At 55.3% G+C, this 25,138-nt stretch carries 22 protein-coding genes; 11 read left to right on the top strand and 11 right to left on the bottom strand.

Annotation, left to right across the window (positions count from 1 at the left end):
* Positions 1-56 precede the first annotated feature (56 nt).
* The 3 genes from WD071_RS12355 (at position 57) to WD071_RS12365 (ending at position 2,953) form a co-directional block, all read left to right on the top strand.
* Complete coding sequence (locus WD071_RS12355) at positions 57-1,037, top strand: FecCD family ABC transporter permease (protein WP_368048692.1); 981 nt, start codon at positions 57-59, stop codon at positions 1,035-1,037.
* Positions 1,034-1,810: an ABC transporter ATP-binding protein gene (locus WD071_RS12360; RefSeq protein WP_368048693.1), complete on the top strand. Its 777-nt coding sequence runs from the start codon at positions 1,034-1,036 to the stop codon at positions 1,808-1,810. The genes WD071_RS12355 and WD071_RS12360 overlap by 4 nt, the downstream gene beginning before the upstream one ends.
* A 186-nt stretch (positions 1,811-1,996) precedes the next feature.
* Positions 1,997-2,953, top strand: a complete 957-nt coding sequence (locus WD071_RS12365; RefSeq protein WP_368048694.1) for an HpcH/HpaI aldolase/citrate lyase family protein — start codon at positions 1,997-1,999, stop codon at positions 2,951-2,953.
* 82 nt (positions 2,954-3,035) lie between these two features.
* Here the strand turns inward: WD071_RS12365 and aceF are convergent, their stop codons facing one another.
* The 4 genes from aceF to ampD form a co-directional block, all read right to left on the bottom strand.
* A complete protein-coding gene (aceF, locus tag WD071_RS12370; RefSeq protein WP_368048695.1) occupies positions 3,036-4,775 on the bottom strand; it encodes a dihydrolipoyllysine-residue acetyltransferase in 1,740 nt (579 codons plus the stop codon).
* Between the two features lie 45 nt (positions 4,776-4,820).
* Positions 4,821-7,511 (bottom strand): pyruvate dehydrogenase (acetyl-transferring), homodimeric type, encoded by a 2,691-nt coding sequence (gene aceE / locus WD071_RS12375; protein WP_368048696.1) that lies wholly within the window; start codon positions 7,509-7,511, stop codon positions 4,821-4,823.
* Positions 7,512-7,697: 186 nt separating this feature from the next.
* The gene (gene ampE / locus WD071_RS12380; RefSeq protein WP_368048697.1) at positions 7,698-8,591 is read right to left on the bottom strand and encodes a regulatory signaling modulator protein AmpE; all 894 of its coding nucleotides are present in this window, start codon (positions 8,589-8,591) and stop codon (positions 7,698-7,700) included.
* Positions 8,588-9,136, bottom strand: a complete 549-nt coding sequence (gene ampD, locus WD071_RS12385) for a 1,6-anhydro-N-acetylmuramyl-L-alanine amidase AmpD (protein ID WP_368048698.1) — start codon at positions 9,134-9,136, stop codon at positions 8,588-8,590. The genes ampE and ampD overlap by 4 nt, the downstream gene beginning before the upstream one ends.
* Positions 9,137-9,250: 114 nt before the next feature.
* Between ampD and WD071_RS12390 the strand changes: the two genes are divergently transcribed.
* Together WD071_RS12390 and nadC are read left to right on the top strand one after the other, a co-directional pair.
* On the top strand, positions 9,251-9,733 hold the full coding sequence (locus WD071_RS12390; RefSeq protein ID WP_368048864.1) for a TIGR02281 family clan AA aspartic protease: 483 nt from the start codon (positions 9,251-9,253) through the stop codon (positions 9,731-9,733).
* Positions 9,734-9,826: 93 nt separating this feature from the next.
* Positions 9,827-10,690, top strand: a complete 864-nt coding sequence (gene nadC / locus WD071_RS12395; protein WP_368048699.1) for a carboxylating nicotinate-nucleotide diphosphorylase — start codon at positions 9,827-9,829, stop codon at positions 10,688-10,690.
* A 95-nt stretch (positions 10,691-10,785) separates the two neighbouring features.
* On the opposite strand, the gene WD071_RS12400 is transcribed toward nadC, so the two are convergent.
* Together WD071_RS12400 and WD071_RS12405 are read right to left on the bottom strand one after the other, a co-directional pair.
* Positions 10,786-11,184: a cytochrome c gene (locus WD071_RS12400; protein WP_368048700.1), complete on the bottom strand. Its 399-nt coding sequence runs from the start codon at positions 11,182-11,184 to the stop codon at positions 10,786-10,788.
* A gap of 146 nt (positions 11,185-11,330) precedes the next feature.
* Positions 11,331-11,774, bottom strand: a complete 444-nt coding sequence (locus tag WD071_RS12405) for a prepilin-type N-terminal cleavage/methylation domain-containing protein (protein ID WP_368048701.1) — start codon at positions 11,772-11,774, stop codon at positions 11,331-11,333.
* Positions 11,775-11,920: 146 nt separating this feature from the next.
* On the opposite strand from WD071_RS12405, the gene WD071_RS12410 reads away from it, so the two are divergent.
* From WD071_RS12410 to WD071_RS12435, 6 genes are all read left to right on the top strand, one after another.
* On the top strand, positions 11,921-13,672 hold the full coding sequence (locus WD071_RS12410) for a GspE/PulE family protein (protein ID WP_368048702.1): 1,752 nt from the start codon (positions 11,921-11,923) through the stop codon (positions 13,670-13,672).
* Positions 13,669-14,904, top strand: coding sequence for a type II secretion system F family protein (locus WD071_RS12415; protein WP_368048703.1), 1,236 nt, complete (start codon positions 13,669-13,671; stop codon positions 14,902-14,904). Before WD071_RS12410 ends, WD071_RS12415 begins: the two co-directional genes overlap by 4 nt.
* Before the next feature lie 76 nt (positions 14,905-14,980).
* Positions 14,981-15,886: an A24 family peptidase gene (locus WD071_RS12420; RefSeq protein WP_368048704.1), complete on the top strand. Its 906-nt coding sequence runs from the start codon at positions 14,981-14,983 to the stop codon at positions 15,884-15,886.
* The gene (gene coaE, locus WD071_RS12425) at positions 15,886-16,494 is read left to right on the top strand and encodes a dephospho-CoA kinase (protein ID WP_368048705.1); all 609 of its coding nucleotides are present in this window, start codon (positions 15,886-15,888) and stop codon (positions 16,492-16,494) included. Before WD071_RS12420 ends, coaE begins: the two co-directional genes overlap by 1 nt.
* 10 nt (positions 16,495-16,504) lie before the next feature.
* Complete coding sequence (gene yacG / locus WD071_RS12430) at positions 16,505-16,714, top strand: DNA gyrase inhibitor YacG (RefSeq protein WP_368048706.1); 210 nt, start codon at positions 16,505-16,507, stop codon at positions 16,712-16,714.
* The gene (locus WD071_RS12435; protein WP_368048707.1) at positions 16,707-17,753 is read left to right on the top strand and encodes a Nudix family hydrolase; all 1,047 of its coding nucleotides are present in this window, start codon (positions 16,707-16,709) and stop codon (positions 17,751-17,753) included. Before yacG ends, WD071_RS12435 begins: the two co-directional genes overlap by 8 nt.
* A 7-nt stretch (positions 17,754-17,760) precedes the next feature.
* On the opposite strand, the gene argJ is transcribed toward WD071_RS12435, so the two are convergent.
* The 5 genes from argJ to ftsZ all read right to left on the bottom strand — a co-directional run bounded on the left by argJ (position 17,761) and on the right by ftsZ (position 25,069).
* Positions 17,761-18,984 (bottom strand): bifunctional glutamate N-acetyltransferase/amino-acid acetyltransferase ArgJ, encoded by a 1,224-nt coding sequence (gene argJ, locus WD071_RS12440; protein ID WP_368048708.1) that lies wholly within the window; start codon positions 18,982-18,984, stop codon positions 17,761-17,763.
* A 21-nt stretch (positions 18,985-19,005) separates the two neighbouring features.
* Positions 19,006-21,774, bottom strand: coding sequence for a preprotein translocase subunit SecA (secA, locus tag WD071_RS12445; RefSeq protein WP_368048709.1), 2,769 nt, complete (start codon positions 21,772-21,774; stop codon positions 19,006-19,008).
* An 89-nt stretch (positions 21,775-21,863) separates the two neighbouring features.
* Complete coding sequence (locus tag WD071_RS12450) at positions 21,864-22,796, bottom strand: peptidoglycan DD-metalloendopeptidase family protein (protein WP_368048710.1); 933 nt, start codon at positions 22,794-22,796, stop codon at positions 21,864-21,866.
* A 41-nt stretch (positions 22,797-22,837) separates the two neighbouring features.
* Positions 22,838-23,749 (bottom strand): UDP-3-O-acyl-N-acetylglucosamine deacetylase, encoded by a 912-nt coding sequence (lpxC, locus tag WD071_RS12455; RefSeq protein WP_368048711.1) that lies wholly within the window; start codon positions 23,747-23,749, stop codon positions 22,838-22,840.
* Positions 23,750-23,890: 141 nt separating this feature from the next.
* Positions 23,891-25,069 (bottom strand): cell division protein FtsZ, encoded by a 1,179-nt coding sequence (ftsZ, locus tag WD071_RS12460; RefSeq protein WP_368048712.1) that lies wholly within the window; start codon positions 25,067-25,069, stop codon positions 23,891-23,893.
* Positions 25,070-25,138 lie beyond the last annotated feature (69 nt).

Here is a 25,138-nt window from a genome sequence, read left to right on the forward strand (position 1 = left end):
CAATCCGTTTAAAGAACAGCCCAGTCAAGCCACACCATTTGGAGCGTTATCCGGCAGTGAGCCCGTTTCGGCAATACAGCCTGCTGTCAGCACTGACAGCATTGCTCGTCATCAGCATCATAATTGCGCTGAGCAGTGGCAGCGTGTCCGTTCCTGTCAGCACCCTTTGGCAACAACTGTGGCAGCCGACTCCCGGGATCGAACAGCAAATATTGTGGGAACTCAGATTACCCCGTGCCATGGCCGCGTTTGTTACCGGCGGTTTGTTGGCCCTGTCCGGTGTCATTATGCAGGTGTTGCTGCGCAACCCGCTGGCCGACCCTTATATTCTGGGCATATCGGGCGGCGCCGCCGTCGGTGCGCTGGCCGTTATCCTGCTGGGCGTTGCCAGTGTCTGGATTTCCCAGGCGGCCTTTGCCGGTGCGCTACTATCAGTGTTTGTGGTCTTCGGTCTGGCAGGCAGACAACAATGGTCGGCCACCCGGCTGCTACTGACCGGCGTTGTTGTTTCCGCCGGCTGGGGTGCACTGATCAACGTCATGCTGACCACCAGCACCAGTAACAATGTGCAGAGCATGTTGTTCTGGCTGATGGGAGATCTGAGCCAGAGCCAGACCCATGGCTGGCATTTTGTGTTGTTGTCAGGCGGCCTTCTATTGATTCTGAGTCAGGCCCAGGCGCTCAACGCACTGGCGCGTGGTGAACTGATGGCGGCAGCTCTCGGCGTGAATGTTACGCGCCTGAAACTACTGCTGTATTTCAGTGCTTCCATATTGACCGCTACGGCAGTGACTGTCGCTGGTTCAGTCGGTTTTGTCGGGCTGGTGATTCCCCACATGCTACGTCTGCTGGGCGCGCGTGATCATCGCTGGCTGGTACCGTGCTCGGTCGTTCTGGGTGGCAGTTTTCTGCTGCTGGCTGACAGTCTGGCGCGCACTATCGTCGCCCCTCAGCAGTTGCCCGTCGGGGTGCTGACGGCGATGATAGGGGTACCGGCCTTTCTGTTTATTCTGCACCAGGGGGCGCGTTCATCGTGACTTCGCCCATCGTCCGGACCCGGCAACTGCGTTTGCAGATTGGTGATCGCATTCTTTGCGATCAACTCAACCTGTCCGTAGCGGCCGGACAACGCATGGCTGTCCTCGGGCAGAACGGCAGTGGCAAAACTACTTTGCTTCACTCCCTGCTGAAACTATGCCGCGTTGACAAAAGCCGGATCGAGATTGACGGCCGCGCGCTGACACATTGGTCGAGGAGAGATCTGGCAAAAACGGTTGGCATTCTGTTTCAGGAAAACCAGGATGATATGCCCGCCACGGTACACGAAACCGTGATGCTGGGTCGGCTGCCGCATTTAAGCGGCTGGCGCTGGGAAAGTGAGTCAGATTTTGCACTTGCCGAGAACGCCCTGAAAACCGTTGGCCTGGAGGCAATGACGGGGCGCAACGTCAGCAGCCTCTCCGGGGGTGAGCGCCAACGCCTCGCCATCGCCAGCCTGCTGACGCAGAGCCCTAAGCTCTACCTGCTCGATGAGCCCAGCAACCATCTGGATATATCATTCCAGATAAAAACACTGAAATTACTTACAGAAACGGTGATTCGGGACAACAGTGCCCTGATCATGGCGACACACGATATCAATCTTGCCGCACGTTTCTGCGACCAGATCCTGCTGCTTAACGGAGACGGCACCTATACCCTGGGCCCCGCGACGGAGGTATTAACCGATGTGACCTTGAGTCACGCATACAACTGTGAGATCCGTCACGTAGCAACCGACATCGGAAAACTGTATTTCCCGGTTACATGAAATCATCTGTCTGTCAAAGGCCTTTGTGCTGCCGGCATATCGCTGTTGCCCGGCCGCGATACTCCGCCAGCCAATTTGATATATGTGCTGCGTTAGTTTACTCTGCATAGCGTCTCAAATAATAAAAATGCTTTTATTTCAAATTATTACAAAACTTTACAGTTGTAACACTAAGGAAGTACCAACATGAATACCAACATGAAAAAGAAATGCATGTCCGCGCTGTTTTCCGTGCTGACTGTTGCCGGACTGGCCGCCGCCCCGGCAATGGCTCAGGATGATGTGCGCCTGAATCGAAGCATCCAGACACTGGAGAACGGTGACCCGGTATTCGGCCTGTTCACCGGCAATTTCTCGCTGGCCAATGCCCGCGGCCTGGCTCGCTCGGGGCTCGATTATATTCTCATCGACATGGAGCATACCGCACACGACATGGAAACCCTGCAAGAATTCCTGTTGGGTATGACTGATAAAGCAGCGATCGCACGTCAGGGCCACGCGCAGATGCGCACGACGCCTATCGTGCGCATCCCGGCCAACGGCCGCAACGATCCCGAGTGGCTGGTCAAGCAGGTACTGGACATCGGCGCCTTTGGTATCATGTTTCCCTATGTTGAAACGGCCGAAGAAGCCGAGCGCGCCGTCAGGGCCATGCGCTACCCGCAACCACGCGGCTCTGACATCGCCGAGCCACAGGGGCTGCGCGGCGCGTCACCGGGCGTATCTGCCTGGTACTGGGGTGCTGCGGATTACGTCCAGCGCGCCGACACCTGGCCTTTGAATGAGCGCGGGGAACTGATCTCCTTCATTCAGATCGAGTCAGCCAAAGGTGTTGAAAATGCCGAAGCGATCATGCAGGTTCCGGGTGTGAGTGCCATCTTTGTCGGTCCTGCCGATCTGGGCATGTCAATGGGTCTGCCCAGCAACCATGCTGAGGTTCAAGCGGCCATTGATAGCGTACTTCAGCTTTGTTTGCAGTATGACGTGCCGTGCGGTATTACGACCAACGCTGGCGATGTTGAGGCACGCCTGGAGCAGGGCTTCCTCATGCCGACCGTTGGTTACTGGGGTGACGCCGGGATCGCTGGCGGTACCGCTGAAACGTTGCGGATTGCCCGTGAGGCATCAGGTCGCACTGATTAATAAAACACCATTCCGCTAATGCGGGAGCACAAAAAAGCCGGGGGGCATTGAATGCTCCCCGGCTTTTTTGTGCGCTTTTTGTTTACATCATCAACAAACGGATATCGGACAGTATCTCGGACAGCCGGGTAACAAACAGACCGGCATCAACACCGTTGACCGCACGGTGGTCGTAACACAGCACGAACGGCAGCATCTGCCTGGGCACGAACTCATTATTGATATAAACCGGTTTGATCTGAGTTTTGGATATACCCAGAATACCAACTTCCGGCGCGTTCACGATTGGCGTGAACGATGTACCTCCGATGGCACCCAGACTGGAGATGGTAAAACAGGCACCCTGCATGTCTTCCTTGCTCAGACGACGGTTCTTAGCCTTGTCAGTCATCTCGGTCAGCTCAGCGGCAATCTGCCAGATACTTTTCTGATCCACGTTTCGGATCACAGGCACCACAAGCCCTGCCTCTGTTGCCACCGCCACACCAATGTGGATGTACTTTTTCTGAATCAGTACCTCGCCCGATGAGTGCAGTGAGACATTGAATTGCTTGTATTCATCCAGCACCTTGGCACAGGCTTTGAGCATGAACGGCAACGGCGTCAATTTGATACCGCGCTTGTCAGACTCTTTGCGTTGAGCGTTGCGGAACTCTTCAAGTTCGGTTACGTCTGCTTCGTTGAACTGAGCCACGGCTGGCACGTTAAGCCAGTTGCGGTGCATATTCACTGCCGTGACCTTGTGCAGTTTGCTCATCGGTTTTTCTTCAATCTCGCCAAACTGACTGAAGTCAACGTCAGGGATAGCCGGAATACCGGCACCGCCTGCAGCACCAGCAGTGGCAGGACCCTGCAGGCGGGATTTGACAAAGTTCTGCACGTCCTCTTTCTGCACGCGCCCTTTATTGCCGGAGCCGTCTACCTGGGTCAAATCCACGCCCAGTTCGCGCGCCAGTTTACGCACTGCGGGGCCGGCGTAAACTTTGCTGTCGGTTTTTGATGCCGCTGTTTGCGCAAATTCTGCCTGTTTTTTGGCCAGACTCTTGTCATCAAGTTTGGGGGTCGACGGCGCTTCGGCGGACTCAGATTTCTTGTCTTCGCCGCTGGACTTCTTGTCTGCGCCGCTGGATTTCTTGTCTTCGCCGCCCGACTTCTTGTCTTCGCTGCCGGACTTCCTGTCACCGCCAGCTGACGAAACGATCTCCATTTCCAGCACTGGAGAATCCTTGGACACCTTGTCTCCCACCTTGATCTTCAGGGACTTGACAACCCCCGAGGCCGGTGACGGTACATCCATTGCCGCCTTGTCAGACTCCAGCGTAATCAGGGTATCCTCGGCCTTGACTTCATCGCCTTCCTTGACATGAATCTCGATAACCTCGACATCACTGTCACCACCAATATCAGGCACACGGATCAGTTCAACAGATTTTTCGGCAGGTTTGTCTTCTGCCTCGTCGCTCGCTCCGGCTTCAGTGTCAGATTTTTCCGCTTGTTTTGTGTCCGCGCCAGTCTTTCCCGAAGCCTTGTCTGACGTTTTCTCCGGCGCTGCTTTGTCTTCGGCAGCGTCTGCTGTTGCGTCACCTTCGACCTCGATACTGAAGATCTCGTCACCCTTGTTCACTTCGTCACCAACTTTGACGATGATCTTTTTGATCACGCCACTGCTCGGGGACGGAATCTCCATGGCCGCCTTGTCACTCTCCAGCACCAGCAGGGAGTCGTTTTCCTGAATGCTATCGCCTTCCTTGACCAGGATTTCGATAACTTCGACGTCTTTGGTATCCCCCAAATCGGGTACTTTTATACTTTCTACAGGCACCTTGCATGCTCCTGAACTGTTATTCGTTTCAGTTTTTGTTGTATGTCACACCAACAGCGGATTGGGTTTGTCAGGGTCTATCCCCATTTCCTTGATTGCCTTGGTAACCACATCAGCTTTGACGATACCTTTTGCGGCCAACTCGGTGAGTGTCGCAACCACGATATAACCACGATCCACCTCAAAGAAGCGGCGCAACTGCTGGCGCGAGTCACTGCGGCCGAAACCATCGGTGCCAAGCACACGATAGGCGGCAGGTACGTACTCCCGGACCTGATCGGCATAAATGCGCATGTAGTCAGTGGCCGCAATAACCGGACCTTCCTGACCTTTCAGGCATTCAGTGACATAAGGCACTTTGGCTTTTTTGCCCGGGTGCAGCATGTTCCATCGGGTCGCGTCCATGCCATCTCGACGCAGCTCGTTAAAGCTGGTAACGCTCCAGACATCAACAACAACTTTATATTTCTGACGCAGAATGGCGGCGGCTTCCCGCACTTCACGCAGAATGGTGCCGCTACCCATCAGTCGCACACGCTGATCGCTCAGCGCCTTGCCGGTCACTTTGTATTCCTTGGCGGTACCATCTTCCAACAGATACATGCCCTTGAGAATACCTTTTTCCACACCCTTGGGCATTTCCGGGTGCGTGTAGTTCTCGTTCATGGTGGTGATGTAGTAATACACCGACTCTTTGTCCTGGTACATGCGACGCAGGCCGTCATTGACGATCACCGCCAACTCGTACGAATACGTCGGATCATAGGTGACGCAGTTCGGAATGGTTGATGCCAGCAGATGGCTGTGACCATCCTGGTGCTGGAGCCCTTCTCCGTTGAGCGTGGTGCGACCGGCAGTGGCACCAATCAGGAAACCGCGGGCCTGTGAATCACCTGCCGCCCACGCCAGGTCACCAATGCGCTGGAAGCCGAACATGGAGTAGTAAATGTAAAACGGTATCAGCGGGAAGTCGTTGACACTATATGAGGTTGCTGCTGCCAGCCAGGAAGAGAACGCACCGGCTTCACTGATGCCTTCTTCCAGCATCTGGCCGGTTTTGTCCTCACGGTAGTACATGACCTGGTTGGAGTCTGCCGGATCGTACAGCTGACCCACAGACGAGTAAATACCCAACTGCCGGAACATGCCTTCCATACCAAAGGTGCGCGCTTCATCGGGCACAATCGGCACAATGCGGTGGCCGATTTCCTTGTCTTTGCACAAGGTGTTCAGGATTCGCACAAACGCCATGGTGGTGGATATTTCACGGTCTCCGGTGCCCTTGAGCTGGGCATCAAAGGCGCTGATGTCCGGCGTTGGCAACGAATAACTCTGCGCTCGCCGCTGCGGAACTGCGCCACCCAGGGCCTCGCGCATCTTGCGCATGTAACGCATTTCCAGGCTGTCTTCGGCCGGGCGGTAGTAAGGCACCGACTCCAGCTTGTCATCGGGGATCGGAATATTGAAACGATCGCGGAAGCGCTTGAGTCCTTCAACATTGAGCTTTTTGGTCTGGTGCGAAGCATTTTGTGCTTCGGCGCCATCACCAAAGGCATAACCCTTTACCGTCTTGGCCAGGATCACTGTGGGTTTACCCTTGGTGTTCATGGCTTCGGCATAGGCAGCATACATTTTGAACGGATCGTGGCCGCCACGGTTCAATGCCATGATGTCATCGTCCGACAGATGCTCGACCATTTTCAGCAACTCGGGGCTCTTGCCGAAGAAGTGTTCACGCGTATAGGCGCCGCCACGGCCCCAGTAATTCTGGTACTCGCCATCCACAACCTCGTCCATGCGCGCCTGCAGCAGACCGTCTTTATCGTTGGCCAGCAGGGTATCCCAGTGACGACCCCAGATAACCTTGATCACATTCCAGCCAGCGCCGCGGAAGATGCCTTCCAGTTCCTGAATAATCTTGCCGTTGCCGCGGACCGGGCCGTCCAGGCGCTGCAGGTTACAGTTGATGACAAAAATCAGGTTGTCCAGTTTTTCACGGCCCGCTTTGCCAATCGCGCCCAGTGACTCCGGCTCGTCCATCTCGCCATCACCGAGGAATGCCCAGACTTTACGATCGCCCTGATCCAGCAGTTCCCGGCTGGACAGGTACTTCATGACGTGCGCCTGATAAATTGCCTGCAATGGCCCCAGACCCATGGAGACAGTGGGGAATTGCCAGTAGTCCGGCATCAGCCAGGGGTGCGGATAAGACGACAGACCATCGCCGTCGACTTCACGACGGAATTTGTCGAGCTGATCTTCCGTAATGCGTCCTTCCAGATAGGAACGGGCATAGATACCGGGAGAAGAATGGCCCTGGAAGTAGATCAGGTCACCGCCGTGGTTTTCAGTAGGACCACGGAAAAAGTAGTTGAAGGCAACATCGTACAGTGTGGCCGACGAGGAAAACGTCGAGATATGACCACCCAGCTCTGAATTGTCCAGGTTGGCGCGCATGACCATGGCCAGCGCATTCCAGCGGATAAAACCGCGAATCTGCCGCTCCATGAACATATCACCCGGCATACGATCCTCTTCCTGAGGCGGAATCGTATTGCGGTACGGCGTGGTTATCGCAGAGCCGGATACCTGCAGTGTCTGCCGGGAGGCTTTGTCTGACAGACGGCCGAGCAGATAATTGGCGCGATCAGCACCTTCGTGTTCGAGCACGGAGCCCAGAGCCTCAAGCCATTCTTCGGTTTCGGTAGGGTTAAAGTCTTCCTGATGATCGGTCATAAGCGTCAATTCTGTTTTGTTGATTTTGATTATGTGATGGTTGCGACTGCGACAAGCTGTCGTTGAGTGTGGCAGAAACCCATTCGGACGACAATATTGCGACAATATTTGTAATTAAATTACATTATGGTGCAAATAATACCTTTCAGGCGGCGATATTTCAAGTCCCGGCTGCATCTTATGTAGTTAAACTACAAGAATGATGAACGCCACCGCGATAACCCAGACTATCTGGCTGCGCAGAATGAGATCTCGCAATGCCTCCAGTCGCCATACGGCCTGCGCACGGTATTCAGCATCACGAAGCGCCGGATCGGGCTTGCCGGTTGCTGACACGGCACAGCTGGTCAGCAGGGTAATATTCCGGCCTGGCTCAAGGTTATCGAGCAAATGCTCACGTAAACGACTAAACGCGGCCACAAAGTCCCCGGCCAGCGCGAAGGCCAGGGCCAGCAGCCGCGACGGCACCCATTCAGCAATCGACAGAAAGCGCTGCCAGGTGCAGACATCGGCCCTGTCCTCTATGACAACATCAGACCGGAGCATCTGCTGTAACAGAAAATACAACAGCGCAGCCAGAGGCCCCAGCACTATGTACCAGAACAGGACCGCGAACAGGCGGCGCAGACTGATCGTCAGCACATAATCAAGAAATTGCTGATGCATGACTGCGTAGTCATCTACGCGGCTGCGAAAAATATCTGGCGCCTGTTCCGCCGTGTGCTGATACGCAGCCTCGTAATTGCCCTCGCGCCAGCAGATCAGGTAGTTTTCTATCAATTCCAACAGATTGAAGCGGGTGAAACAGTAGAGCAGAATCATCACGTGCAGCCCCAGAGACAGCAAACCGAGAAGGTGCCCCTCTGCCAGCCACAACAGCAGCGCTGGTGGCATCATCGGTAGAAGCAACGCCATCACCGGCAAGGTACCCGACCAGTTGCGCATGAACGCCGGCAGGCGATGGGCGTGGCTGATCAGCCAGTCCTGCCAGGCGTCAAACCAGCCATCAACAGGCAAGCCTCGCTCACGGCGCCAGTAATGATTTATCAACAAACAGGTGATGACAGTGAGGAATATCATGTGAGGGCCTTTTTGAAGCGACACCAGTCGAAACAGGGTCCGGGATCCGTCTTGCGGCCGGGCGCAATGTCGCTGTGCCCGACGATTCTGTCCGCAGTAATGCCGGGATAAGCGAGCAACAGCTGCCGGGTGAGATCGGCCAATGAGCGGTATTGTGCATCGGTAAAGGGTTGGTCATCACAACCTTCCAGTTCCACACCGATGGAAAAATCATTGCACTGTTGCCGTCCGTCAAAACTGGACTGTCCGGCATGCCAGGCCTTTTTGTCGAATGCCACATACTGGGTGAGTTGACCATGACGGTCAATCATTGCATGCGCCGACACCCGCAGATCAGCGATATCAAGGAAGTACGGGTGTGCCTGTCGATCAAGCTTATTGCAGAACAGATCATCTATCCAGCAGCCTCCGAATTCTCCCGGTGGCAGGCTGATATTGTGAATGACCAGCACATCGATCGGCATGCCTTCAGGACGTTCACTGAAATTGGGTGAAGCCACGTGTCGAGCCTTGTGCAACCAGTGTTCCCGTATCAAGCAGATCACCTCATTGATGTGCTAAAGTCTTGGTCGAGTATAACACCGAAGCCGAACTTTATGAGCGACAACCCGGAGCAAAAGCCAGAGGGGAAGAAACCAGGCCGTCACACCGGCCTGGGCATGCTGGTCATCAGTTTTGCACTGGGCCTTGGCCTGTTGACCCTGTTTTTCGACGATATGCTGGGGCGGCAATACAATCCCAATCAGCGCCCGGACACCCAGGTATTGCAAAATGGTGGCGTCGAACTGGCCTTGCGCCGCAATCGCCAGGGTCACTACGTCATGAGCGGCGACATCAGTGGTGAAACTGCGACATTTCTGCTGGACACAGGTGCCACCGATGTTGTGATCCCCGCAGAGCTTGCCAACAGCGCCGGACTGCAACCGGGTCAGGCGATGCGGGCGATGACGGCCAACGGATTGGTGACAGTCTACTCTACTGTCATTCCCGAGCTTCAGCTGGGCGAGATCACGCTGTATGATGTGCGCGCCAGCATTAATCCGGCGATGCAGGGGGAGACGGTATTGCTCGGCATGAGCGCCTTGCGTCAGGTCGAATTCACTCAACGGGCTGACACCCTGACACTGCGTATGCAGCCGTGAGCGCATAAACAGCCCTGAGCGCATAAACAGCCCTGAGCCTACGAAGAGCCCTGAGCCTGGGAAAACCTTCCACTGCCAAAAGTGACAGCCGACATGAACACAAATCTGAAAACACCTGACGACCTGCAGTCCACCGTCAAGCGTGCGCTCGAAGAAGATATCGGCAGTGGCGACATCACTGCAGCGCTGATTGATACCGGCACCACCGCGCGTGCCAGCATCATAAGCCGTGAGAATGCAGTCATTTGCGGCATTCCCTGGGCGGACGAAGTCATTCATCAACTTGACCGCAGTAACATCACACTGGAATGGTTGTGCCATGAGGGCAGCGATGTCAAAGCAGGCCAGACCATCGCCCGCTTTAACGGACCCGCGCGCACTCTGCTCAGCGCTGAACGGTGCATGCTCAATTTCCTGCAGACACTGTCCGGCACGGCAACAACAAGCCGCCAGTATGCGCAACTGGTAGCGCATACGGCCTGCCGTCTGCTGGATACCCGAAAAACCATTCCCGGTCTGCGCACGGCACAAAAATACGCCGTCGCTGTGGGCGGCTGCGGAAATCACCGCATGGGCCTCTACGATGCTTTTCTGATCAAGGAAAACCACATCAGCGCCTGCGGCTCTATCACGCGTGCAGTCAACAACGCACGGGCGCTGGCGCCCGGCAAACCCGTGGAAGTGGAAGTGGAGTCATTTGCGGAGCTTGAAGAGGCCCTGGAAGCCCGTGCGGACATCATCATGCTGGATAATTTCAGCGTTGCCGATATGCGGGAAGCCGTGCGGCTCAACCGCGCCCGCGACAATGCCGGCAGCCGCCTGGAGGCATCCGGCGGCATCACCACCGAGCGACTGGCGGAAATTGCGGAAACCGGCGTCGACTATATTTCGATAGGCGCGCTCACCAAAGACCTGAAGGCAATAGACCTGTCCATGCGTTTTGAACGGTTTCAGTGAACATTGTCTGGCGCACCAACAAAAAAGGCGAGCCATTGGCTCGCCTTTTTTGTTCAGCTTCCTGTTTGTTCAGCTTCCGGCGCTCAGTGCCACCGTCAGTCTTTGGGCGGGACAATGTTCACCGTATGCATGCTTCCGCTGGCATAATCCAGCGGCGTATCGCCGGCGGGAAACCCGGTGAGTTGCAGAATATGGGCAAGAATGGCTTCGTATTCTGCATCCATCAACGAACCCGGCATATCTGCGGGCATGGTGACCAGTATTTCCTCGAACAGGTAGGCCAGCGGCTGGTTGTTGCGATTGGACAAAGTACCGTGATAGAAATCAGCGTTGTGACATGCAGAACAGCGCTGTTCGAACAAGGGTTTACCTGTCTCCGCCTGCTCCACTGTATACACACCGTCTTCAATGGTTTGTGGTTGTCCCGCTGCCGTACTGCACGCTACAACAAAAGAAACTGCAGCAGATATCATTGCCGATCTCATCATATTCATACGCATTCACTCCGGCACCTTCTGGGGCCTACAACTGTTGATCAGATACTGCCTGTAATTCATGTTGCCAGATTAAACCAATCTGCCTGAATGCAGCCTTAACGGTATCTGCGTCTGTTCAAGTGGCGCTAATGTAACAAAAAACGTCAACACAAACCACTGGCCAGACAACCCGCATCAGAATCCTCCGACCAGATGACCGAGCCTCCACTGGCCTCACCATTGAGTACATAGGTGTCCGCTACGGAAATGCCTGCATACGCACCCGTCGGGGTTACAGTGATCTGAAAGACCTCATCCTCCAGCGCTATGGTCACGGTATCTACCTCGTCGGATACCGACCATCCCGGCTGCTCGGCGATGCTGCCGCAATTACCGACCCCACGGGATTGCACACACAGATCAACGGCCGTTTTTGCCGGTGCCGCAGCCGTGATAAGTTCGGCGTACTTGGCTCTGGCGGCGTAACCCTGATAGGCAGGCAACGCTACCGAGGCCAGAATACCGATAATGGCGACCACCATCATCAGCTCAATAAGCGTAAACCCTTTGCTGCCGGTCGCTGATACAACCGTTGTACTGTTAATCATGATATGTCCTCCCTGGACCTGATTCGGGCATCCCGCCCTGGTGGTTTAGTGCAACGGCGACTGGCCGTCCCCCACATTTTGTATAGCAGACTGTCGGATCAGCTGCTATACAAAGGCACACGCATCAAATAATGGGACTACCGAATATGTTGCCCCAGGGATTGGCCGCAACCCTGATCGATTCAGGCATGCTGCTCGGCGACCAGGCAGAAACTCTTCTGGCCATGGCCCGACAGGAAGAGATACCGTTCGTGACGCTGCTACTGCGGCAGGGATATACCGATAGCCAACGCCTGGCCGCAATCATCGCTGATAGTTTCGGATATCCACTGCTCGACCTGGATGCCATCGACATCCGCGCCTGTCCCTGTGACTTGCTCGATCACAATTTTTGGCAAAAGCATCGGGTTCTGCCCATGCAATTTACATCACCCGGGCCGGACAATGGCTGTCTCTACGTTGCGTTTGCAGATCCGGTCAGCCTTCAGATGCTCGATGATATTCGCCTTCACACCGGCCGCCAGGTCAATGCTGTGGTGGCGGATGGCATTAAATTGTGGCAGGCACTGGATCACTTGATGGCAAAAAACCGGGCAGAAGATGACCATGGCAACGCCGTGCTACGCGAGATCAGCGCTGCCGACACGCTGCAGGCTGAGACCACTGCACTTGCCAGCACGGTCGCTGCCAGCGCCGACGTCAACCCGGACGATGCTCCGTTGGTGCGCTTTGTCGACAACGTGCTGCGTGACGCCATTTACGCTCAGGCTTCCGACATCCATATCGAACCATTTGAAGAATTTGTTCGCATTCGCAGCCGGATTGACGGCAGCCTGCACGAAGTCAGCCGCCCTCCTGCCAGCCTGGCGCCACGTATCATTTCCCGTATCAAGGTGATGGCCGACATGGACATCAGTGAGCGGCGACTGCCGCAGGACGGCAGACTCAGGTTGACTGAAGCCAAAAACGATTTACGTTCCATAAAATCCGGCAAGCGACAGTACATTGATTTCCGCATCAGCAGCATGCCCACACTGTGGGGCGAAAAAGTGGTTATGCGGCTGCTGGAAAGCGCCAGCACACGGAAAAACCTCGACGACCTGGATTATGAGCCGGCGCAGCAATCGATGTATCGTGTGGCGTTGCAGAAGGCGCAGGGGCTGATCCTGGTCACCGGCCCCACGGGCAGTGGCAAAACCGTATCACTCTATGCCGGTCTGGGGCTGCTGAATACCATGGAGCGCAATATATCAACGGTAGAAGACCCGGTGGAAATAAACATTGACGGGGTGAACCAGGTCGCGGTGAACAAACGCACCGGCCTTGATTTTGCTGCTGCTCTGAGAGCTTTCATGAGGCAGGACCCGGATGTCATCATGGTCGGTGAAATCCGCGATCAGGAAACCGCCGACATTGCCGTCAAAGCGGCCCAGACCGGCCATCTGGTGCTGTCTACCCTGCACACCAACAGTGCCGCAGAAAGTATTACACGGCTACTTAACATGGGCGTGCCTGCCTACAACCTGTGCGGCTCCCTCAGCCTGATCATCGCCCAGCGCCTGGTACGTCGCCTGTGTTCGTCATGCAAAGTGCCGGCCAGCGATGGCGAAGCACGCTTGCGCGCCGCCGGCATGCCTGCTGAACAGGCTGTCAACCATCAGGTTTCCCTGCCTGTTGGCTGCAACAGCTGCCATCAGGGTTACCGTGGCCGGGTCTGCGTCGCTGAGGTTTTACCCATGTCGGCAGAACTGAACAGGCTGATAATAAACGGCCACAGTGCCAGTGAAATAGAAAGCAGCGCCCGAGCATTGGGACACCTGTCACTACGTGAATCTGCTCTGGCGAGAGTCGCCAGGGGCGACATCAGCCTGGCAGACGCCGACAGGCTTGACCTGTGACAATTGGCGCTGCAAGGTATAGCTGGCGCGGCACGGATCGCCACGGCAAGCGTCAGAGTGGCGCCATGCCGGCAGCAAACCCTGCCGAAGTGAGACTGGCCTTGCACCGGCAGGGCATCAGCGCAAGCCGGGTCACCCCTGTCGCTGCACCTGGACGAAATTGCATCGACCGGCATGTAAAATTCGGCACTGGAGCACGCATCAAGGCTCAGGACATGAGCATTGTTACCCGGCAGACAGCAAATATGATCAAAGCCGGACTGCCGTTATTGCAAGCGCTGACTATCGTCGCGGCTGGCACAGAGCATCCGCGTATTCAGCAGTTGCTGGTTGCCCTGCAGGACAGGGTCTCCAGCGGAGGCAGCTTCAGTGAAGCATTGTCTGAGCACCCTCAATATTTTGACCGGTTGTTCATCAGCATGGTGGCAATTGGCGAACAATCAGGCACGCTCGACGCAACGCTGGATCGTCTTGCGGGTTTTCACGAGCGTGACGCAGCCATTGTCCGAAAAGTAAAAAAGGCGATGATGTATCCATTGGCGGTGCTGGCCACAGCCATCCTGGTAACAGCGCTGCTATTGATCAAGGTGGTGCCCCAGTTTGCTGCGACATTTGCCGACCTGGGCGCCCCTTTACCAGCCCTGACGCAATGGGTGTTGCGGCTGTCGGATCTTGTCATCAGCCAGGGTTGGTTTTGGGCCGCAATTACAATCGGGGCCGCACTGGGCTGCTATCGGCTGATTCAGCGCCGACGCGGTGCCCGCCTGCTGTATGATCGCTTGTCACTGCAAATTCCCGCACTTGGCCCACTGGTGCGCAATGCGGCTCTGGCACGCATCTGCCGGACCCTGTGCACAACATTGGCCGCCGGGTTGACCATTGTGGAAGCTCTGCGGCTGAGCGCAACGGCGGCTGGCAATCTTGTTTATCAGCAGACCTGTTTCGACATTCTGGGCGATGTTGAACAGGGCCAGCCCCTGGCTTTCTCCATTCGCAAGACCGGCTTGTTTCCGGTTATGATGACGCAGCTGACCAATGCCGGGGAGGAATCGGGCACACTGGATGCCATGCTGGAAAAATGTGCTGATCACTACGAAGACAGTGTCGACAATCTGCTGGATGGCATCACCAGCCTGCTCGAGCCTCTGATCATGACGGTACTTGGTTTGCTTGTGGGCGGACTGATGATAGCCATGTATTTACCGATTTTCAGTCTTGGTGCTGTCCTTTGACAGCGGCCCATCACCCAGTCTTTTACAGAAAGTGGCCAGGGCCTGTGAGCATACGGTAACAAAACGGGAAATATTGATGACAGCAATAATCCAACTTATGCAGGGTTCGCCAGGGCTGACCGCTTTACTGGCCGGTGTACTGGGCTTACTTGTGGGCAGTTTTCTTAATGTGGTGATCTATCGCCTGCCCCTGATGCTGCAACGGGAATGGCGAAGCCAGTGTCTGGAGTACCTGCAACTGGATCAGAACAAGGTCAAAATAACCGACCCGGTGCCTGCGCACCCAACTTTCAATCTGCTGAAACCTGATTCACATTGCCCCGTATGTCAAAAACCGGTCCGGCCCTGGCAGAATATCCCGGTGTTGAGCTACCTGTTGTTACGCGGCCGTTGCAGTCAGTGTCGGACAAAAATTCACTGGCGCTACCCGGTGGTGGAAATCACTACGGCACTGCTGTCGGTCCTGGTCGCATGGCATTTTGGTGCGACCTGGGCATGCATGGCGGCCCTGGTATTCACCTGGAGCCTGGTCAGCCTGACGGTGATTGATATCGACCATCAGTTGCTGCCCGACAATATTACCCTGCCATTGCTCTGGCTGGGGCTGATCCTCAGTGTGACCGGCCATGGTACCGGCGTCACACCAGCGGATGCCCTGCTCGGCGCCGGTGTCGGCTATATGAGCTTGTGGAGTATTTACCAGGTTTTCAAATTGCTGACCGGGCGCGAAGGCATGGGTTTCGGCGACTTCAAATTACTCGCGGCCATCGGCGCCTGGCTGGGATGGCAGCAACTGTTAACAGTGATCATTCTGTCATCGCTCACCGGCGCCATCATTGGTATAACCCTGGCTTTAGTCGCCGGCCGTGACAAAAATATACCCATGTCGTTTGGTCCCTATCTGGCCGTTGCCGGCTTCATCGCTCTGATCTGGGGGGATGCAATCAGCAACACTTATATCTCAATGCTGGTGGCGCGCTGATGAGCGATCACCGGCCTACAGTAGTGGGTATCACCGGGGGTATCGGCAGCGGCAAAACGGCTGCCACTGACGCTTTTGCCGCCCTGGGCATCACAGTAGTAGATGCAGACCTGGTGTCGCGTGATGTTGTACGTCCCGGCACGCCGGCTCTGACAGAGATAGCCCGGCACCTTGGTAAGGAATTTCTGCTGGCCGACGGCAATCTCGACCGCAGGGCGCTGCGCGAACTCATATTCCGTGACCCGGCAACAAAAAAATGGCTTGAAGCACTGCTGCACCCACTGATACGACAGGAAATCATCATGCAGCTTCAGCACAGCAAATCGCCGTATACCCTGTTGTCCTCGCCGCTGCTCCTGGAAACCGATCAGCAGACACTGTGCAATCGTGTGCTGGTCATTGATGCACCCGAGTCTTTGCAACTGGAACGCACAATGGCACGTGACAATAGCAGTGCCGACACCATCAAGGCTATCATGGCCAGCCAGTTCAACCGCCAGCAACGACTCGACAAGGCGGACGATATCATTGTCAATGATGGCGACCTGACGGCCCTACAGAGCGCCGTGCAGACATTGCATAAAACCTACCTCGAAATAAGCAGGTGATTTACCCCTTATGAGTGAACGTGTACTGAAAGTTAATTGCCCTACCTGCAAAGAGATCGTGACCTGGCATGAACAAAGTGCCTACCGGCCATTTTGTTCGGAACGATGCAAACTGATCGATTTCGGCGAATGGGCAAGTGAACGCCACAGTATCGCCGGTGAGCCGGTAGACCCGGACGACCTGCCTCAACTCAGCGGCGGCCGACAATCGGATGACTGACGGTTACAACATCAAACGGATACACGTTGCTGTCGGGGTGATTCTTGATTCACAGGGCCAGGTACTGGTCGCCAGGCGTGCAGACAATCAACACCTCGGCGGTTTGTGGGAGTTCCCCGGTGGCAAGCTGGAAGCAGGCGAAAGCGTCGAGCAGGCGCTCTGCCGGGAACTCAGGGAAGAACTCGACATTGCGGTTGAGTGTGCGCAGCCGTTCTGCCGTATAGAGCATGATTATCCCGACAAGGCGGTGTTGCTGGACGTGTGGCTGGTGGAGCGTTTCAGCGGCACCCCCACCGGCCAGGAAAATCAGCCACTGCGCTGGCTGCCGGTTGCGCAGCTTGATACCGCCGAATTCCCCCAGGCCAACCGGTTTATTATCCGGCGCCTGCAACTGCGCGACTTCCTGGCCATCATCAACCTGCCGACACCGCTGGCGGAAGCGCCCACCTTTCCCCGGAGTACGTTATCCGGTAGTACGTTGTCCGGGAGCACCTTGTCCAGGACCTTGCTGCGACTGCGTTGCCAGCACAAGGATCAGTACCCGGAATATCTGTCGGCAGCACAGCAGGCCCTGCAATCAATCACCGCCAGCAAGGTCGGCGTGATCGTCGATCTTGCCATTGACAGTATCAACGAACATGGACGTGTCCGTGAGGAGATCTCTGGCATGACGGGCATCAGGGGCCTGCATGCGCATGCCCCGCTGCTGCACCTGCTGGCACCCGCACAGAATGGACGGCCGGTACCGGAGCACCTGTTATTTGGTGTTTCGTGTCACAGTCGACAGGAACTTGAGCTGGCTGCTCAACTGGACGCCGACTACATCCTGTTATCGCCTGTCCTCACAACTGCCTCGCACCCCGGCACCACGCCTCTGGGTTGGGATACATTCGAAACCATGATTCGGGAAACAGATGTGCCGGTGTACGCGCTAGGAGGCATGCGGCCTCAGGATCTGGACATTGCCAGAACCCGAGGGGCACGAGGAATAGCAGGTATCAGCATGTTGTCAGCGCTGGCGACAACGGGACAACAGTAGCAGGCTGTCAGCTGCGGTAGGACGCGTTGATGCGTACGTATTCCTCAGACAGGTCCGCCGTCCACACCTGTTCGTTGACATCACCTCTTGCCAATTCAACGCGCAGGCAAATATCTTCCTGGTTCATCACCGCCTGTCCCATTGCCTCGCGATAGTCAGGCGCCAGGCCGCCCTGTTTGACGATGCAAACATCATCCAGATACAGGTCTATCCGGGAAACATCCAGCTCCGGCACACCGGCACGGCCAACCGCTGCCAGAATTCGGCCCCAGTTGGGATCGGAGGCAGACAATGCTGTTTTGACGAGAGGGGATTCAGCGATAGCATAGGCGACCTGCAAACACTCTGCGGTGTTGGCGCCACCCCGAACATCAACAGTGACAAATTTTTTCGCACCTTCGGCATCACGGATAATCAGTTTTGCCAGATCCAGTATCAGCCCGTGCAGCGCTCTGCTGAAGGCGTCAAACAACCCCGCATCAGCCTTGTCGATCGTGATTCCGCTTTTGCCGGTGGCACTGAGTACACAGCAATCATTGGTTGATGTATCACCATCAACTGTAATTCTATTGAATGACTGTTCTACTGCAGATTTTAGCAGATCCTGCAGCAGGTCCTGTTCAATATCGGCATCAGTACCAACAAAAGCCAGCATGGTCGCCATGTTCGGCTTGATCATCCCGGCACCTTTGGTGATGCCGGTCAGGGTAATGACCTGACCGGCATGCGTGACCATAGCCGACACACCTTTCGGCCGGGTGTCGGTGGTCATGATGCCTTTTGCCGCCGCCAGCCATTGATCATTCTCTACAGCAGCCAGCGCGCCGGGGGCCGCTGCCGCGATCTTTTCTGCCGGCAGCTTCTCGCCAATGACACCTGTCGAAAAGGGTAAAACCTGACGTACGTTGACACCGGCGACATCAGCCAGAGCCTGACAACAATGCAGGGCATCAGTCATGCCCTGCTCACCGGTACCGGCGTTAGCGTTGCCGGTGTTTACCAGCAGGTATCGAACATCGCCACCATTAGCGGCAAGGTGTTTACGTGCCAGTACCACGGGCGCTGCGCAAAACGCATTCCGGGTAAAAACGCCCGCCGTGCGACTGCCCTCGGCAAGCTCGAACAGCACCAGATCAAGACGATTCTGATAACGCACACCCGCGCTGACCGCTGACATTCTGATACCGGGGACCGGTACCAGGGTTCCTGTTTCTTTTGTTCCTGTCGCCATGTTCTCATTCAACCTGTGTTATCAGTTTAACCGACCGTGACACTGTTTGTATTTCTTGCCCGAACCACAGTGACAGGGATCATTTCGCCCCAGTTTGGGCTCCTCGCGGACAAAGGGCGTACCATTGTCCTGGGCATTTTGCCCGCTTTCCGCATTTGCACCCGGGCTCTCAGCTTGCATGGCGGAGCTTTCCGCGTGCTGGAATTTCATTTTCTCTTTTGCCCGTTCTGCGTCACGCGCTCGCTCGATGGCATCGATTTCTTCCGGCGAGCGCACCTGCACATGACTCAGAAACCGGATCACATCGTGCTGCAGCCGTGACAACAGGCTCTGAAACAATCCGAAAGCTTCGCGTTTATATTCCTGCTTTGGATTCTTGCCGGCATAACCACGCAGGAATATGCCTTGCCGCAATTGATCCATTGCCGCAAGATGTTCTTTCCACAATGTGTCGAGGATCTGCAACACAATCTGCTTTTCCAGCAGATTCATTTTTTCGCCGACGGTTTCACGTTTTTTGGCATAGCCGTCAGTCAATTCCTGTTTGATCTTTTCGCGCAGCGTTTCCTCGTAAAGTTTTTCATCTTCAGCCAACCAGTCCTTGATGGGCAAATGAACCGCAAACTCCGCTTCCACTGCCTGCTCCAGACCATCAATATCCCATTGCTCGAAGATACTTTGCGGCGGGATATGGCTGCTGATGACCTCATCCGCCACTTCGTTGCGCATATTGGAGATCAATTCGCCGATGTCATTGCTGGCCATGACCTGATTACGCTGACGATAGACAATGGTGCGTTGATCGTTGGCGACATTGTCATATTCAAGCAATTGTTTGCGGATATCGAAGTTGCGCCCTTCGACCTTGCGTTGCGCCTTTTCGATTGATTTCGACACCATGCCGTGCTCGATTGCCTCGCCTCGTTCCATACCAAGTTTCTGCATGAAACTTTTTACGCGTTCCGAGGCAAAGATTCGCATCAGACTGTCTTCCAGTGAGAGGTAGAAACGAGAGTAACCCGGATCACCCTGACGACCCGAACGGCCACGCAACTGGTTGTCAATACGCCGCGATTCATGCCGCTCGGTACCGATGATGTGCAGGCCCCCTGCCTCCAGCACCTGATCATGGCGCTGTTGCCAGGCATCTTTGGCGGCAGCGATCTGCTCAGGCGTCGGGTTGTCCATTGCCGCGACTTCTGTTTCCCAATTGCCGCCCAGCACAATATCGGTACCACGACCGGCCATGTTGGTGGCAATGGTGACCACGCCCGGGCGTCCGGCCTGGGCAATGATGAAAGCCTCTTTTTCATGGAACTTCGCGTTCAATACCTCATGCTTGATTTTTTCCCTGGTCAGGAACTTCGACAGCATCTCCGAGGTTTCAATTGACGCGGTGCCTACCAGAATCGGCGCTCCTTTTGCGCTGAACTCCTTGATATCACTGACTATTGCCTCGAACTTTTCCTCAATGGACAAGTACACCAGATCGTTCTTGTCGATACGCTGCATCGGGGTATTGGGCGGTATTACGACCACATCAAGATCATAAATCTGCTTGAATTCAAACGCCTCGGTATCCGCAGTACCCGTCATGCCCGACAGCGTATTGTAAAGCCGGAAGTAATTCTGGAACGTTGTTGATGCCAATGTCTGGCTTTCGCTTTGAATCTCCAATCCTTCTTTTGCTTCGATGGCCTGATGCAAACCTTCAGACAGGCGTCGACCTTCCATGGTTCGGCCAGTGTGCTCGTCAATCAGCACAATGCGCCCGTCCTTGACGATGTATTCAACGTCCTTGTGAAACAGATAATGCGCTTTCAAAGCCGAATGAATATGATGCAGCAATCCCAGATTCGCGGCTGAGTACAGACTCTCACCTTCATTCAACAGTTTACGCTGCGCCAGCAAGTCTTCCAGGTACTCATGACCGGCCTCTGTCAATTCTACCTGACGTGTCTTTTCATCAACCATAAAATGGCCGCTTTCAACTTTCTCCTCACGCTCCAGCGCCATGGCGGCGGGTTTTTCTTCCGGCGCTTCGCCTCGCTCCAGACGCGGGATCAGCTCATTGATGGCCAGGTACTGTCTGGAGCTGTCCTGGGCTGCACCGGAGATGATCAACGGCGTCCTCGCCTCGTCAATCAAGATGGAGTCAACTTCGTCGACGATGGCAAAATTGAGCTTGTGTTGTAACTTGTCCTCGATACGAAATGCCATATTGTCGCGCAGATAGTCGAAGCCGAACTCGTTATTGGTGCCGTAGGTGATGGAAGCGTTGTAAGCGGCTTTTTTCTCTTGTTGCATCTGGCCACCAACAATAACCCCGACTGTCAGCCCCAGGAATTCGTACAGGGGGCGCATCCAGTTGGCATCGCGGCTGGCCAGATAATCATTGACCGTGACAATATGAACACCTTCTCCGGTCAATCCGTTGAGATAGGCTGGCAGTGTGGCGACCAGGGTCTTGCCTTCACCGGTCTTCATTTCAGCGATATCACCCTGGTGCAGCACAATGCCACCGATCATCTGCACATCGAAATGTCTTAATCCCAGTGTTCTTTTACTCGCTTCGCGAACCACTGCAAAAGCTTCCGGCAGCAACTTGTCGAGAGACTCTCCTTCGTCAAATCGCCCCTTGAACTCGGCAGTCTTGCCCCGCAGCTCCTCATCGGACAGCGCCTGAATGCTGTCTTCAAAGGTGTTAATCTGCCTGACAATTTTATGCAGCTTCTTGAGTTTGCGTGAATTACTGCTACCAAATATTTTACTGAAAACCTGTAAGCTCATGATGACCTGTTAGTGCTGAATAAATAAACATACGGAACGGTGACGACCTGAGTCAGATCGCCAGTTGCATAGGATCCGGGGAGACTGATTTAGCGGTGGGTGCGCCTGATATAGGAGGCCGGGTCGACGACACGTCCATTTTTGTAGACTTCAAAGTGTACATGCGGACCAGTAGACCGCCCGGTGCTGCCGATCAGCGCGATCGCCTGCCCCTGATTGACAATTTCGCCTTGCTCGACCAGCAAATCCTGAGCGTGCGCATAACGCGTCAGATAACCATTGCCATGATCAACTTCGACCATCAGGCCGTAACCAGGCCGTGTGCCGGAGAACATGACGACCCCGGTACCAACACTGACAATGTCATCGCCAGCGGCACCGGCAAAATCAACACCATTATGCCAGGCCATGCGCCCGGTAAAAGGGTCCGTTCTGCGGCCAAATCCGGAGGACAACCAACCGGCATTGACCGGTCGGCCGGCGATACTGGCTTCCTGTTCAAGCTGCTGACCGTTGACCAGTCCGGCAACGATTTCCAGCTGTTTGCCACGGGCCTCGATTTCCTGTTCAAGGCGCGTAATCGCACGGATGAAATCCGGTGGCTCCATGAGACTGCCATCGTCCAGCAACAAACCACCAACACCGGGTGTTTGTTGACTGAAATTGAATTCGGCAGGATCGAGATCTGCGACCTCGGTAAGTCGCATACCAAGGGCATCAAGTCGCAACAAGCGCGCTTGCAGCGTGGCCAGTCGTTGCGTCAGCGCCTCGACCTGTTGTTCAGCATTCTGTTTCAGCTCAGCCAGGGCCTGCGCCTGGTCCTCCAGCTGCTGTTCCCAGCCTTCTGCTGATTTTTCACTGACAATATGGTTGGCGGTATTGGCCAGGGCCAGGTGGTAACCCATATAACCCAGCGCTACCGGTGCACCGAGCAGGCACAGCGACAGCAGGCCTTTGAGCCAACCTTTGATCACAATCGTGCGACTGTGTCCGTACCGCTGATTAACCAATATGAGCTTCATAAGCCAGGCCTGCCCCGTGTCGCTGCGCTACGGGATCTCCGTCAGGCAGCCAGTCCGGGCTTGAGATAAGAAATGGGAACCTGGGACTCAGAGTCAAAAGTGACCAGTTCCCAGGCATCCTGGTTCGCCTCCAGCATGCGTAACAAGTTGTTATTTAACGCATGACCGGACTTGTACCCCTTGAATTCACCCAGCAGGCTGTGCCCAAGAAGGTACAGATCACCGATGGAATCCAGAATTTTGTGCTTAACAAATTCGTCTTCGTAACGAAGACCATCTTCGTTAAGCACCTTATAGTCTCCTACCGCGATAGCATTGTCCATACTGGCACCCAGCGCCAGATTGCGGTTACGCAGCTCCTCAAACTCATGCATAAACCCGAAGGTACGCGCACGGCTGACTTCTTTGACGAATGAGGTACTGGAAAAGTCGATAGTAGCCGACTTTGTATAACGCCGGTAAACCGGGTGATCGTACAGCAGCGTATAGCTGACCTTGAAGCCATCGAACGGCTCCAGGCTGACAGATTTGTCGCCTTCCTCAAGATAAACCGGTTTAAGGATACGGACAAACTTTTTGGCCGCATCCTGTTCCTCGATGCCCGCTGACTGAATCAGGAAGACGAACGGGCCGGCACTGCCATCCATGATGGGTACTTCCGGCGCACTGACTTCAATAAAGGCATTATCGATGCCTAGCCCCGACATGGCTGACATCAGGTGCTCAATAGTGGAAACGCGAACGTCGTCCTTGATCAGTGTCGTGGACAAAGTGGTGTCCCCCACCAGATGGGCCCTGGCCGGGATATGGGCATGCGGCTCCAGATCGGTGCGTACAAAAATAATGCCCGTATCAATCGGCGCCGGTCTCAACGTGAGATAAACCTTGGTGCCTGTGTGAAGACCCACGCCAGTGGCGCGGATGACATTCTTCAGGGTGCGCTGTTTCAACATATTTGGAATAGATCCCGGATTAAGCCGCAGGCGGGGGATTAACCCCCGCACATTTCGGCCGATGATAGCAAATATCAGTTGAGAACCCAAACACTGAATTGACCGTGCTCAGGCCTCAACCACCCTTGATACAGTCGCGTCTCAATCCGCCTGACGGCGCAGAAACGCTGGGATATCCAGGTAGTCCATGCTGTCCTCAGCACCCACTGCCTTGGCGAAGCCGTTGTTTTGCGGCATCGTATGCGAACTGGCTGCCGGACGCGTCCGCGCTGCGGGCCGGTCGACAGGTCGATAATTGCCGCCGGCAACCTGAGCCGAACGGGTATTGTCGACAACTTTGGTAGGACGCTGTTCAGCGACCCGAAGTTCGCCGAGTCCGGTGGCAACAACGGTTACCCTGATTTCGTCACCCATCTCCGCATCAATGACCGTGCCCACAACAACTGTCGCATCGTCAGAGGCAAATTCGGAAATGGTGTCACCCACCTCGGAAAACTCGCCCAGAGACAGATTCTCGCCGGCCGTAATGTTGACCAGAATGCCACGCGCGCCGTGAAGATTAACATCTTCCAGCAGTGGACTGCGGATGGCCGCCTCCGCCGCCTCGCGGGCCCGGCTCTCACCGGTTGCATAACCAGTACCCATCATCGCCATGCCCATTTCCGACATCACAGTGCGCACGTCGGCAAAGTCCACGTTGATCATGCCCGGCCGGATAATCAGATCAGCTATACCTTTGACCGCACCCAGCAGCACATCGTTGGCCGCCTTGAACGCCTCCAGCAGGGATGCATTCTTGCCCAGCACTGCCAGCAGCTTCTCATTGGGGATCGTGATCAGCGAGTCCACATGCTGCGACAGTTCCTGAATACCCTGATCGGCGATCAGTGAACGCTTCTTGCCCTCGAACGGAAAAGGCCGGGTTACCACCGCGACGGTCAGTATCCCCAGCTCTTTGGCCACTTCTGCAAAAATTGGCGCCGCACCGGTACCGGTACCACCTCCCATGCCTGCGGTAATAAACACCATGTCGGCGCCACGGAGAATTTCCGCAATTTCTTCACGGTCTTCCAGTGCTGCCTGGCGCCCGATTTCGGGATTGGCACCAGCGCCCAGACCTTTGGTGACTGTACTGCCCATCTGCAGAAGGGTTTTCGCCTGCAGATTGGTCAGCGCTTGCGCGTCAGTATTGGCGCAGACAAACTCCACGCCCTCGACGTGATTGCTGATCATATGACGAACGGCGTTACCGCCGCCCCCGCCAACACCGATAACTTTGATGACGGCACTTTGTGGAATACTATCTAGAAGTTCAAACATACGGCCCCCTGTCATGCCTTGGATTTATTGATAACTAAAATTACTGATACTTTCATGCAAAATTTACGG

The organism is Pseudohongiella sp. (assembly GCF_040877505.1).
GTDB lineage: Bacteria > Pseudomonadota > Gammaproteobacteria > Pseudomonadales > Pseudohongiellaceae > Pseudohongiella.

Excerpts from the sequence above, each read along its gene's own strand:
- secA (WP_368048709.1), bottom strand. The coding sequence starts at position 21,774 with ATGAGCTTACAGGTTTTCAGTAAAATATTTGGTAGCAGTAATTCACGC.
- coaE (WP_368048705.1), top strand. The coding sequence starts at position 15,886 with ATGAGCGATCACCGGCCTACAGTAGTGGGTATCACCGGGGGTATCGGC.
- WD071_RS12400 (WP_368048700.1), bottom strand. The coding sequence starts at position 11,184 with ATGAATATGATGAGATCGGCAATGATATCTGCTGCAGTTTCTTTTGTT.
- ftsZ (WP_368048712.1), bottom strand. The coding sequence starts at position 25,069 with ATGTTTGAACTTCTAGATAGTATTCCACAAAGTGCCGTCATCAAAGTT.
- WD071_RS12365 (WP_368048694.1), top strand. The coding sequence starts at position 1,997 with ATGAATACCAACATGAAAAAGAAATGCATGTCCGCGCTGTTTTCCGTG.
- lpxC (WP_368048711.1), bottom strand. The coding sequence starts at position 23,749 with ATGTTGAAACAGCGCACCCTGAAGAATGTCATCCGCGCCACTGGCGTG.
- WD071_RS12420 (WP_368048704.1), top strand. The coding sequence starts at position 14,981 with ATGACAGCAATAATCCAACTTATGCAGGGTTCGCCAGGGCTGACCGCT.
- aceE (WP_368048696.1), bottom strand. The coding sequence starts at position 7,511 with ATGACCGATCATCAGGAAGACTTTAACCCTACCGAAACCGAAGAATGG.
- WD071_RS12390 (WP_368048864.1), top strand. The coding sequence starts at position 9,251 with ATGCTGGTCATCAGTTTTGCACTGGGCCTTGGCCTGTTGACCCTGTTT.
- argJ (WP_368048708.1), bottom strand. The coding sequence starts at position 18,984 with ATGGCGACAGGAACAAAAGAAACAGGAACCCTGGTACCGGTCCCCGGT.
- WD071_RS12410 (WP_368048702.1), top strand. The coding sequence starts at position 11,921 with ATGTTGCCCCAGGGATTGGCCGCAACCCTGATCGATTCAGGCATGCTG.
- WD071_RS12435 (WP_368048707.1), top strand. The coding sequence starts at position 16,707 with ATGACTGACGGTTACAACATCAAACGGATACACGTTGCTGTCGGGGTG.
- nadC (WP_368048699.1), top strand. The coding sequence starts at position 9,827 with ATGAACACAAATCTGAAAACACCTGACGACCTGCAGTCCACCGTCAAG.
- WD071_RS12450 (WP_368048710.1), bottom strand. The coding sequence starts at position 22,796 with ATGAAGCTCATATTGGTTAATCAGCGGTACGGACACAGTCGCACGATT.
- yacG (WP_368048706.1), top strand. The coding sequence starts at position 16,505 with ATGAGTGAACGTGTACTGAAAGTTAATTGCCCTACCTGCAAAGAGATC.
- WD071_RS12405 (WP_368048701.1), bottom strand. The coding sequence starts at position 11,774 with ATGATTAACAGTACAACGGTTGTATCAGCGACCGGCAGCAAAGGGTTT.
- ampE (WP_368048697.1), bottom strand. The coding sequence starts at position 8,591 with ATGATATTCCTCACTGTCATCACCTGTTTGTTGATAAATCATTACTGG.